General features: G+C 70.1%; 8 protein-coding genes. 1 reads left to right on the top strand and 7 read right to left on the bottom strand.

The window, feature by feature from the left end; translation table 11 throughout:
- Window position 1: 1 nt before the first annotated feature.
- From IH50_RS0108050 to IH50_RS0108025, 7 genes are all read right to left on the bottom strand, one after another.
- On the bottom strand, window positions 2–1,828 hold the full coding sequence (locus IH50_RS0108050; protein WP_030858809.1) for a branched-chain amino acid ABC transporter permease: 1,827 nt from the start codon (window positions 1,826–1,828) through the stop codon (window positions 2–4).
- Between the two features lie 5 nt (window positions 1,829–1,833).
- Window positions 1,834–2,766 (bottom strand): branched-chain amino acid ABC transporter permease, encoded by a 933-nt coding sequence (locus tag IH50_RS0108045; RefSeq protein ID WP_030858806.1) that lies wholly within the window; start codon window positions 2,764–2,766, stop codon window positions 1,834–1,836.
- Between the two features lie 114 nt (window positions 2,767–2,880).
- Complete coding sequence (locus IH50_RS0108040) at window positions 2,881–4,116, bottom strand: branched-chain amino acid ABC transporter substrate-binding protein (RefSeq protein WP_030858804.1); 1,236 nt, start codon at window positions 4,114–4,116, stop codon at window positions 2,881–2,883.
- 288 nt (window positions 4,117–4,404) lie between these two features.
- A complete protein-coding gene (locus tag IH50_RS39475; protein WP_078913918.1) occupies window positions 4,405–5,007 on the bottom strand; it encodes a Tat pathway signal sequence domain protein in 603 nt (200 codons plus the stop codon).
- Window positions 5,004–5,264 (bottom strand): hypothetical protein, encoded by a 261-nt coding sequence (locus tag IH50_RS43300; protein WP_324617119.1) that lies wholly within the window; start codon window positions 5,262–5,264, stop codon window positions 5,004–5,006. Before IH50_RS43300 ends, IH50_RS39475 begins: the two co-directional genes overlap by 4 nt.
- A gap of 240 nt (window positions 5,265–5,504) precedes the next feature.
- Window positions 5,505–5,987: a PaaI family thioesterase gene (locus IH50_RS0108030; RefSeq protein ID WP_030858802.1), complete on the bottom strand. Its 483-nt coding sequence runs from the start codon at window positions 5,985–5,987 to the stop codon at window positions 5,505–5,507.
- A gap of 52 nt (window positions 5,988–6,039) precedes the next feature.
- Window positions 6,040–8,319 (bottom strand): FdhF/YdeP family oxidoreductase, encoded by a 2,280-nt coding sequence (locus IH50_RS0108025; protein WP_030858801.1) that lies wholly within the window; start codon window positions 8,317–8,319, stop codon window positions 6,040–6,042.
- 246 nt (window positions 8,320–8,565) lie between these two features.
- Between IH50_RS0108025 and polA the strand changes: the two genes are divergently transcribed.
- Entirely contained in the window at window positions 8,566–11,292 is a 2,727-nt protein-coding gene (gene polA / locus IH50_RS0108020) for a DNA polymerase I (RefSeq protein ID WP_030858800.1), read from the top strand.
- The last annotated feature ends 255 nt before the right edge of the window (window positions 11,293–11,547 follow it).

Here is an 11,547-nt window from a genome sequence, read left to right as displayed (position 1 = left end):
GTCAGGCCCCTGTCTTGCTCAGGACTGCGGGCGCGTCGTCCTCTTCGTGGAACTCCAGCTGGCGGCGGCGGTTGGGGATGAGGCCCTCGGGGCGGAAGCGCATCAGCAGGACGAGTGCGAGTCCGAAGGCGAGGAGCTGGTAGTCGCCGAGGAACTGGAGTTTGTTGGGGATCAGGAAGAGCAGCGCGGCTCCGATGAGGGGTCCGGCGATGGTGCCCATGCCGCCGAGGACGACTGCGGCGAGCAGGAAGGCGGAGTTGGGCGGGGTGGTGCCGGCGAACAGGTACTGCTCGGGGGTCACGGTGTAGGTGACGTGTGCCTGGACGGTTCCGGCGAGGCCGGCGAGGGTGGCGCCGACGGCGAAGGCGATGAGTTTGACCCGGAAGCCGTTGATGCCCATGGCGAGTGCCGCGGTCTCGTCCTCGCGGATGGCGACCCAGGCGCGGCCGATGCGGGAGTCGCCGCTGCGTCGGAAGACGAGGACGACGACGGCCGTGATGAGCAGCATCAGGAAGAAGTAATTGGCGAACCGGCCGATGGTGAAGCCGGCGATGTCGTGCTGGATGCCGAGGTCGAAGCCGAGGATCTTCAGGTCCGGGATGGACGCGATGCCGTTGGAGCCGTTGGTGAGGTCCGGGCCGGAGGTGCCGTCGGTGTTGTTGGCCGCGATGCGGAAGATCTCACCGAAGCCGAGGGTGACGATGGCGAGGTAGTCGCCGCGCAGTCGTAGTGTCGGGGCGCCGATGAGGACGCCGAAGACGAGGGAGGCGAGGGCTCCGACGAGTACGGCGGCCCAGAAGGGGAAGTGGACGCCGAACGGTGAGCTGGGGGAGCCGGAGACGAGTGCGGCGGCGTAGGCGCCGACGCCGAGGAAGGCGACGTATCCGAGGTCGAGCAGGCCGGCGAGGCCGACGACGATGTTCAGGCCGAGGGCGACCGTGGCGAAGATGAGAATGTAGACGCCGAGGGTGGCGTACTGGTCGTCGGTCTGGGTGAAGGGGAAGCAGGCGGCCGCGACGAAGGCGCCGCAGACGGTGATGTTCGTGTGCCGCGCGGTGATCTGCGAGGCGTGGGCGATCAGGCCGGAGCGGTTGAGGGCGGCGAATCCGAAGCCGGCGGTGATGAGGAAGCCGACGAAGAGTTCGTCGTACTCGGTGCCGATGCCGTAGGTGAAGACGACCAGGGCGAGTGCCAGGACCGCGACGATGATGAGGATCTCGGCGTAGGACGGCAGGGCGCGCACGGGGCGCGGGCTGCCGGAGGCGAAGGCCGCCCGGAGGACGGTCATGCTGTGGCCGGTCCTGTGCTTGAACTGCTCCCAGCCGGTGTCGTCGGGGTCGAAGGGGTCGGGTTCGGGCCGTTCGAAGGGGAGGGCGAGGGCGCCGAGGAGGGCGGTCAGCGTGGCGACGGCGACGACGTAGCCGCCGGGTTCGAGGTTGACGAGGCCGCCGAGCTGGAAGCTGATGGCGAGGATCGTGTACCAGGCGGTGACGAAGGTGCCGAGTGCGGCGTACTTGACGGCCGCGTCGGCGCCGGCCGGGGTGAGCCAGCCCAGTCCCTTGACGCCGTAGGAGGCGAGTCCGAGCAGGGTGGTGAGTGCGCCGCCGATGAGGACGAGGACCTGGAGTCCGCCGGGGTAGCCGTAGAAGGTGAGGTCGCCGGGGAATTCGGCGGTCCAGGTCCAGGCGAGGAAGGTGGAGACGATGGTGAGGACGCTGCCGCCGGTGGCGAGGGCCCGGCCGGTGTGCGGGGGTATGCCGATGAGGCCGGTGGAGGCGTTCGTGGTGGGGGCGGCTGCGGTGGTCGAAGCGGTGGTCTGTGTGGTCATCGGTGTCACGCCCTGTCCGCGACGCGCTCGCCGAGCAGGCCCTGTGGCCTGAACAGGAGTACGAGGATGAGGAGGATGAAGGCCCAGACGTCGGCCCAGGACTGGCTGCCGAACTTGTCGAGTCCGGGGATGTCGGCGATGTAGGCGGTGGCGAGGGTTTCGGCGACGCCGAGGACCACGCCGCCGATCATGGCGCCGTAGATGTTGCCGATGCCGCCGAGGACTGCCGCGGTGAAGGCCTTGAGACCGAGGATGAAGCCCATCTTGAAGTCGATCTGGCCGTACTTGAGGCCGTTGGCGACGCCTCCGACGGCGGCGAAGACGGCGCCGAGGGCGAAGGCGACCACGATGATGCGGTCGGTGTTGACGCCCATGAGTTTGGCCGTGTCCGGGTCCTGGGCGGTGGCCTGCATGCCGCGTCCGGTGCGGGTGCGCATCACGAAGTAGGCGAGGAAGGCCATGCTGATGGGGGCGGCGACGAGGAGGAAGATGTCACCGGTCTGGAGTGTGGCGCCGCCGATGGTGAAGGGGCCGCCTTCGATCTGGGGGAAGGGCAGCTTGGACTTCGCCTCGGGGTAGAAGGCCCAGATGGCCTGTTGGAGTGCGAGGGAGAGTCCGATGGCGGTGATGAGGGGGGCCAGGCGGGGCGCGTTGCGCAGGGGGCGGTAGGCGAACCGTTCCGCTCCGATGGCGACCAGGACCGAGACGATCACGGCGCCGAGCAGCATCAGGGGCAGTGCGACCCAGATGGAGGTGCCGTCGGGCAAGATGTACAGATGTACGGTGAGCGCGCCGAAGGCGCCGACCATGAAGATCTCGCCGTGGGCGAAGTTGATGAGCTGGACAATGCCGTAGACCATTGTGTAGCCGATGGCGACGAGGCCGTACATGGATCCCAGTAGCAGGCCGTTGACCAGCTGCTGCGGCAGTTCGTTCACCGCATGTCCTCCGAGACTTTCGGAATGTTCGACGGATGGGGCCGGATGCGAGTCCGCGCGGGGCGCCTGTGGAACAGCGCCCCGCGCGGCTCGTGGGCTGTGGTGCGGGGTCGGTCAGCCGGTGTAGGTGCCGGACTTGACGTCGTTGAAGGCCCCGTTCTCGACGGCGTAGACGGTGAGCTGCTTGTTGGTCGCGTCACCGAACTCGTCGAAGGAGACCTTGCCGGTCACTCCGTCGAAGGAGACGTTCTGCATGGCGTCGACGACCTTGGAGCGGGCGTCGTCGGGGAGCTTTCCGTCGTTGTCCTCGACGACCTTCTTGACGGCCTCGATGATCGCCCAGGCGGAGTCGTAGGAGTAGCCGCCGTAGGCCGCGTAGTCCTCCTTGTAGCCTTCCGCCTTGTAGTCGGCCACGAACTTCTTGGCCGAGGGGAGTTCCTCGACGGGCGAGCCGACGGAGGTGGCGAGGTCGCCGTCGGCGGCGGAGCCGGCCAGCTTGATGAAGGTGTCGTCCTTGATGCCGTCGCCGCCGACCAGCGGGATCTTGGCGCCGGCTTCCTTGATCTGCTTGCTCAGCGGGCCGGCCTGCGGGTACTCGCCGCCGTAGTAGACGACGTCGGCGCCGGAGTTCTTGACCTTGGTGGCGACGGCGCTGAAGTCTTTGCTGTCGGGGTTGATGTGCTCGGTGCCGACGACCTTGCCGCCGAGCTTCTTGAACTCCTCGGTGAAGGTGGCGGCGAGGCCGGCGCCGTAGGTCTTCTTGTCGTCGATGACGAAGACCTTCTTCTTCTTGGCGTCGTTGTAGACGTACTGCGCGGCGAACGGGCCCTGGATGGCGTCCGTGGTCGCGGTGCGGAAGTACGACTTGTACGGCCGGGCCTGCTTGGTCTGCCAGTCCACGCCCTGGGTGAGGGCGGGGTTGGTGTTGGCGGGGGAGACCTCGACCAGCTTGGCCTGGTCGAAGACCTGCTGCATGGCCTCGCCGACAGAGGAGTTCAGCGGGCCGACGACGCCGAGGACGTCGTCGTTGGCGACGAGCTTGGTGGCGTTCTGCTGGCCGACGGAGGCCTGGCCCTGGTCGTCGAGGGCTTCGATCTTGAAGGTGACGCCCTCGACGTACTTCTCCTTGTTGGCGGTCTTGGCCGCGAGGTCCACGGAGTTCTTGATGCCGAGGCCCAGCGCGGACAGGTCGCCGGTCATCGGCGCGTCGACGCCGATGACCACGGTGGTGCCACCGTTGCCGGAGTCCGAGCTGCCGCCGCCGTTCTCGTCGCGTGAGCCGCAGGCGGTGAGGGTGAGTGCTCCCGCCGCCAGGGCGGCGGTGATGGCGATGAGCGAACGTTGACGCACGATCCAGTCCTTTCCCCTGACGGTCGCTTCCCGGTGGAAACGGCCGAGTCGAGCGCTGGGCCGACGTGTGAATCGGACGGCGCGGTGACTGGCCGTGACTCTAAGCGGGGGTGGGGAATGCGGAGGAGACTCTGGCCAAGGCTGTGACGCTCTTGTTATGACACGACGTATTGCAGAGCGGTACTGAGTGGGGGGAACGGCGGAATTCTCGCCGTTTTGCCCTGTCCGGATGGTGAGAAACCGCAGGACCCGGCCGCGTTGGTTCAGGTGTATCAGGCGTTTTGGTGATTACCTGAAGTTGTTGCTGCAGGCTACTTGCAGGGCGTGGGAGAGGTCCTGTGCGTACCGTGGCCCGAGGATGAAGCTGTGCGTCTGTATTGCGCGCGGATTACGCAAAGTTACGTCCAGGAAAGGGAGTCCGACGTTCCATGGCACTTTTCCGCATTCCGTCACCCGTGCGGTGATCGTGATCTTGCGGGGAGATCCTGTTTTTGTCCGAAAAGGTGTGCGCGGGCTGGATGACACGGAGAGTCCCGCGTACGGCTGCGCTATCCGGGTGACGGTAACCGGATGATCGGATTCCACGGTCACCGTCACGTCGAAGGAGAAAATCCGCGGATCGGCCGCGGCGCCCGTGGCTCGCGGGGCCAGGTACGCGACGGTGGTCACCTGACTCGGGTACGGCGGCGGAGGCGGCGGCTCCGGCCGGGGCCGGGTGACGTAGAGGTAGCCGCTGCCCGCGAGGGCGGCGGTGGTGAGGAGCGCGCCCAGCGCGGCCCTGCGGTGCCGCTCGAAGGGCTGTGCCATGAGCCCGCGTTGAGGGCGGGGCGCGGAGAGAACGGTCCGGGCGTGAGTGCCCTCGCCCGGTTCCACCGGACCGACCCCGCTCACCCCCAGGGCCCCTTGCCCGGCCCGCCGGCGCGGTACCACTCGGCGCACCCCTCGCGCGCCTCACGGTCGATCGACTGACCGAGATCCGCCGCTCCCTGGCGTTCGGCGGCCCGGGCGGAATCGACCACCTCGCGCAGGATGTCGTACTGTCCGCCGGACAGCCCCATGGACTGGTAGTCGCCGTAGGCGCGGCCGTTCAGCACCTGGCGCGCCCAGTGGCCGACGAGCTTCGCGCACAGGTCCTCGTCGGACGTCACTCGCGGTGACGGTGACGTCGTGCGCCCGCCGTCCGCCCCGGCCGGGGACGCCCGGTCCGCGGTGCCGGAATCCGTCGCGCCGCAGCCGGTCACCGTCGAGCCTGCCAGGAGCGCCGCCGCGAAGGACACGGCCCACGTCCGAGAGGTGCCTCCCCGTCCCATGCCCGCACCGTAGGGCGGCCGCCGCCCCACGGCAACGGGGTGCGGAGCCGCGGACGCCCTCCGCACCCCCGGCGGCCGTCAGCCCGCCGCCTGCTCCCCGTCGCCGGGCCGGACGTCCCGCAGCAGGCAGGTCAGGCGCGCGGTGCACACCCGCTTGTCCGCCTCGTCGGTGATGACGATCTCGTACGTCGCCGTGGACCGCCCCCGGTGCACCGGAGTGGCGACCCCGGTGACCAGGCCGGAGCGGACACCGCGGTGGTGCGTGCAGTTGAGGTCGACACCGACGGCGATCTTGGAGCTGCCGCCGTGCAGCATCGACCCCACCGACCCCAGCGTCTCGGCCAGCACGGCCGAGGCGCCGCCGTGCAGCAGCCCGTACGGCTGGGTGTTGCCCTCCACCGGCATCGTCCCGACGACCCGCTCCGCCGACGCCTCCAGGATCTGCACGCCCATACGCGTGCCCAGGTGGCCCGCCGAGAACAGTGCCGGCAGGTCCACGCCGAGCGCGGCGTACTCGTCGATGACCTCCTGCGGGAACGTCACCTGCTGCTGCTCTCCCATGGGCCCGGCTCCATTCGTCCTGCGTCGGTACGGCTGTCTGCTGAGCGAACGCTCAGTCGGTCGCCGATTGTTCCAGACGCACCACCACGGACTTGCTGGCCGGGGTGTTGCTGGTGTCCGCGGTGGCGTCCAGCGGCACCAGGACATTGGTCTCCGGGTAGTACGCCGCCGCGCAGCCCCGCGCCGTCGGATAGTGCACGACGCGGAACCCGGGCGCCCTGCGCTCCACGCCGTCCTTCCACTCGCCGACCAGATCGACGTAAGCGCCGTCCGCCAGCCGCAGCTCCCGTGCGTCCTCGGGGTTGACCAGCACCACGCGGCGGCCGTTCCTGATGCCCCGGTAGCGGTCGTCGAGACCGTAGATCGTGGTGTTGTACTGGTCGTGCGAGCGCAGCGTCTGCAGCAGCAGCCGGCCCTCCGGCAGTTCGGGGTACTCCACCGGCGCGGCGGTGAAGTTGGCCTTGCCGGTGGCGGTGGGGAAGCGGCGTTCGTCGCGCGGGGCGTGCGGCAGCGCGAAGCCCCCGGGACGCGCCACGCGCGCGTTGAAGTCCTCGAAACCGGGGATCACCCGCGCGATGCGGTCGCGGATCGTCGCGTAGTCCTTCTCAAACTCCTCCCACGGCACCGTGTCGTCCTCGCCGAGGACGCGGCGGGCCAGCCGGCACACGATGGCCGGCTCGGACAGCAGGTGCCCGCTCGCCGGTTCCAGGCGCCCGCGCGAGGCGTGCACCATGCCCATCGAGTCCTCGACCGTCACGAACTGCTCGCCGCCGCCCTGGACATCGCGCTCGGTGCGGCCCAGCGTCGGCAGGATCAGGGCCCGCGCGCCCGTGACGGTGTGCGAGCGGTTCAGCTTGGTCGACACGTGCACCGTCAGCCGCGCCCGGCGCATCGCCGCCTCGGTGACCTCCGTGTCGGGGGAGGCGGAGACGAAGTTGCCGCCCATGGCGAAGAAGACCTTCGCCTTCCCGTCGCGCAGCGCCCGGATGGCCCGGACCACGTCGAAGCCGTGCTCGCGCGGCGGTGCGAAGCCGAACTCCCTCTCCAGGGCGTCCAGGAACGCGGGCGCGGGCCGCTCGAAGATGCCCATGGTGCGGTCGCCCTGCACGTTGGAGTGGCCGCGCACCGGGCACACGCCCGCACCCGGACGGCCGATGTTGCCGCGCAGCAGGAGGAAGTTGACGACCTCGCGGATGATCGGCACCGAGTGCTTGTGCTGGGTGAGCCCCATCGCCCAGCACACGATGATGCGCTTCGATTCGAGGACCATCCGCAGACACCGCTCGATGTCCCCGCGCGTGAGACCGGTCGCGGTGAGCGTCGCGTCCCAGTCGGCGGCGCGCGCGGCCTCGGCGAACTCCTCGTAGCCGTGCGTGTGTTCGCGCACGAACTCCTCGTCGACCGCGCCCGGCGTCTCCAGGATCAGCTTGTTGAGGAGACGGAAGAGGGCCTGGTCGCCGCCGATGCGGATCTGCAGGAACAGATCGGTCAGGGCGGCTCCGGTGGTGAGCCCTTTGGGGGTCTGCGGGTTCTTGAAGCGCTCCAGGCCCGCCTCGGGCAGCGGGTTGACGCTGACGATCCGCGCGCCGTTCGCCTTGGCCTTCTCCAGGGCGGACAGCATGCGGGGATGGTTGGTGCCGGGGTTCTGGCCGGCGACGATGATCAGGTCGGCCTTGTGGAGGTCCTCCAGCAGGACGCTGCCCTTGCCGACGCCGATCGTCTCCGACAGGGCCGAGCCGGACGACTCGTGGCACATGTTGGAGCAGTCCGGCAGGTTGTTGGTGCCGAGCCGGCGGGCGAAGAGCTGGTAGAGGAAGGCGGCCTCGTTGCTGGTGCGCCCGGAGGTGTAGAAGACGGCCTCGTCCGGGGAGGAGAGGGCGGCGATCTCCTCGGCGACGATGCCGAAGGCGCGTTCCCAGGTGACCGGCTCGTAGTGCTCGCCGCCCTCGGGCAGGTACATGGGGTGCGTCAGCCGCCCCTGCTGCCCCAGCCAGTAGCCGCTGCGGCCGGACAGGCCGGCGACGGAGTGCGCGGCGAAGAACTCCGGGGTGACCCGGCGCAGGGTGGCCTCCTCGGCCACGGCCTTCGCCCCGTTCTCGCAGAACTCCGCGCGGTGCCGGTGCTCCGGCTCCGGCCAGGCGCACCCCGGGCAGTCGAAGCCGTCCTTCTGGTTCACGCTGAGCAGGGTCAGCGCGGTCCGCTTCACGCCCATCTGCCGCTGGGCCATCCGCAGGGTGTGCCCGATCGCGGGCAGCCCCGCGGCCGCGTGCTGCGGTCCGGCGACCTGCGGCGCGTCCTGGACCGGATCACTCTTGGGCGGCTTCGCTGCCATCGCGCACTCCTGTTCCACATACACGTATGAGGTGGACCCCCGATCCTGCCACGCCCTTCCGGTCCGTCCGGCGCTTGAGGACGAGGCGGTCACCCCCAGCCCGTCCGGCGTTTGAGGGCGAGGCCCGTTCAGGGCCGAAAGGGGGTCCGGGGGCACCGCCCCCGGGGACGGGACGGGAGGGGGCGAATCAACCCCACGGCACACGCCCGCCCCCCACTGTCAGTGTCACGTGGCAGGATCGGACACGTGGCAGACACAGCATCGAAGAAGACCGACCAGCCCCCCACCGGCACCCGTCCCCGCCTGATGCTCATGGACGGGCACTCCCTCGCGTACCGCGCGTACTTCGCGCTGCCCGCGGAGAACTTCACCACCGCGACGGGCCAGCCGACCAACGCGATCTACGGCTTCGCGTCGATGCTGGCCAACACGCTCCGTGACGAGGCCCCCACCCACTTCGCCGTCGCCTTCGACGTCTCCCGCAAGACGTGGCGCTCGGAGGAGTTCGCCGAGTACAAGGCGAACCGCTCCAAGACCCCGGACGAGTTCAAGGGCCAGGTCGAGCTCATCGGCGAGCTCCTCGACGCGATGCACGCCGACCGCTTCGCCGTCGAGGGCTTCGAGGCGGACGACATCATCGCCACCCTCGCCACCCAGGCCGAGGCCGAGGGCTTCGAGGTGCTGATCGTCACCGGCGACCGCGACTCCTTCCAGCTCGTCTCCGAGCACACCACGGTGCTGTATCCGACGAAGGGCGTCTCCGAGCTGACCCGGTTCACCCCGGAGAAGGTCGTCGAGAAGTACGGCCTGACCCCCGCGCAGTACCCCGACTTCGCGGCGCTGCGCGGCGACCCGTCGGACAACCTGCCCGGCATCCCCGGCGTCGGTGAGAAGACGGCCGCGAAGTGGATCAACCAGTTCGGTTCCTTCGCCGAGCTGGTCGAGCGCGTCGACGAGGTCAAGGGCAAGGCCGGGCAGAACCTGCGCGACCACCTGGAGGCGGTCAAGCTCAACCGCCGCCTCACCGAGCTGGAGCGCGCCGTCGAGCTGCCCAAGGGCGTCCTCGACCTGGCGCGGACCGCCTACGACCGCAAGGCCGTGGCGATGATCCTGGACACCCTGGAGATCAGGAACCCGTCACTGCGCGAGCGGCTGTTCGCCGTCGACCCGGGCGCGGAGGAGGCCGAGGCCACCCCGGTCGTCGCGGAGGGCGTGGAGCTGGACGGCGCGGTGCTGGGCACCGGTGAGCTGACCGGCTGGCTCACCGAGCACGGCACCGGCCCGCTCGGCGTCGCCACGGTCGACACCTGGGCCCTCGGCACCGGCTCGGTCGCCGAGGTCGCGCTGGCCACGGCCGACGGACCGGCTGCCTGGTTCGACCCGTCCGAGCTGGACGAGGCCGACGAGCGGTCGTTCTCGGCCTGGCTCGCCGACGCGGACCGGCCCAAGGTGTTCCACAACGCCAAGGGCGCGATGCGGGTCTTCGCCGAGCACGGCTGGACCATCGAGGGCGTCACCATGGACACCGCGCTCGCCGCGTACCTGGTGAAGCCGGGCCGCCGCTCCTTCGACCTGGACGCGCTGTCCCTGGAGTACCTGCACCGCGAGCTGGCGCCCGCCACCGCGCCCGACGGCCAGCTCGCCTTCGGCGCGGACGACGGAGCGGAGGCCGAGGCGCTGATGGTGCAGGCCCGCGCCGTCCTCGACCTGGGCGGGGCCTTCGAGAGCCGCCTGGCGGAAGTGGGCGCGGCGGACCTGCTCCGTGACATGGAGCTGCCCACGTCCGCGCTGCTCGCCCGCATGGAGCGGCACGGCATCGCGGCCGACCGGGACCACCTCCAGGCGATGGAGCAGATGTTCGCGGGCGCCGTGCAGCAGGCGGTGAAGGAGGCGCACGCGGCGGCGGGGCACGAGTTCAACCTGGGCTCGCCCAAGCAGCTCCAGGAGGTCCTCTTCGGCGAGCTGGCCCTGCCGAAGACGAAGCGGACGAAGACCGGCTACACCACGGACGCCGACGCCCTGGCCTGGCTCGCCACACAGACCGACAACGAACTGCCGGTGATCATGCTCCGCCACCGTGAGCAGGCGAAGCTGCGCGTCACCGTCGAGGGCCTGATCAAGACGATCGCCACGGACGGCCGGATCCACACCACGTTCAACCAGACCGTCGCCGCGACGGGCCGGCTGTCCTCGACGGACCCCAACCTCCAGAACATCCCGGTCCGCACGGACGAGGGCCGCGCGATCCGCCGCGGCTTCGTGGTCGGCGAGGGCTTCGAGTCGCTCCTGACCGCCGACTACAGCCAGATCGAACTGCGCGTGATGGCCCACCTCTCCGAGGACGCCGGCCTGATCGAGGCGTTCACCTCGGGTGAGGACCTGCACACCACGGCGGCGGCCCAGGTGTTCTCGGTCGAGCGGTCCGCGGTCGACGCGGAGATGCGCCGCAAGATCAAGGCGATGTCGTACGGGCTGGCGTACGGGCTGTCGGCCTTCGGCCTCTCCCAGCAGCTCAACATCGAGGCGGCGGAGGCCCGCGCCCTGATGGACGCGTACTTCGAGCGCTTCGGCGGCGTACGGGACTATCTGCACCGGGTCGTCGACGAGGCGCGGGCGACCGGCTACACGGCGACGCTCTTCGGCCGCCGCCGCTACCTGCCCGACCTCAACAGCGACAACCGCCAGCGCCGCGAGGCCGCGGAGCGCATGGCGCTGAACGCGCCGATCCAGGGCACGGCGGCGGACATCGTCAAGATCGCCATGCTGAACGTGGACCGCGCGCTGCGCGAGGCGGATCTGCGCTCCCGCATGCTCCTCCAGGTCCACGACGAAATCGTCCTGGAACTGGCCCCCGGCGAGCGCGCCGCGGTGGAGGACCTGGTCCGCCGCGAAATGGCGTCCGCGGTCGAGCTCCGGGTCCCCCTGGGTGTCTCGGTGGGCGCGGGCCCGGACTGGGAGTCGGCGGCGCACTAGCCCTTCCGGGGGCGCAGTCCCCGTGCCATCGCTCCTCACACGCCGGACGGACCGATCCCGGCCCGTCCGGTATGTGACGGCGAGGCCCGTCGCCCGGTCCGTCCGGTCCGTCCGGTGCTCGAGGACGGAGCCCGCCCAGGGCCGAATTTCGGTCCGCCCGGTGCTTGAGGGCAAGGCCTGTCGTTTCAGCCCGTCCGGTGCTTGAGGGCAAGGCCCGTCCAAGGCCGGAGGGGGCGGCCCCCGGGGCCGGGAACC

The organism is Streptomyces sp. NRRL S-37 (genome assembly GCF_000721605.1).
Taxonomy (GTDB): domain Bacteria; phylum Actinomycetota; class Actinomycetes; order Streptomycetales; family Streptomycetaceae; genus Streptomyces.
This window is presented reverse-complemented; position numbering and strand designations above follow the sequence as displayed.

Bases quoted from the DNA above. Each gene is read 5' to 3' on its own strand.
- IH50_RS0108050 (WP_030858809.1), bottom strand. From the start codon at position 1,828: ATGACCACACAGACCACCGCTTCGACCACCGCAGCCGCCCCCACCACG.
- IH50_RS0108030 (WP_030858802.1), bottom strand. From the start codon at position 5,987: ATGGGAGAGCAGCAGCAGGTGACGTTCCCGCAGGAGGTCATCGACGAG.
- IH50_RS0108025 (WP_030858801.1), bottom strand. From the start codon at position 8,319: ATGGCAGCGAAGCCGCCCAAGAGTGATCCGGTCCAGGACGCGCCGCAG.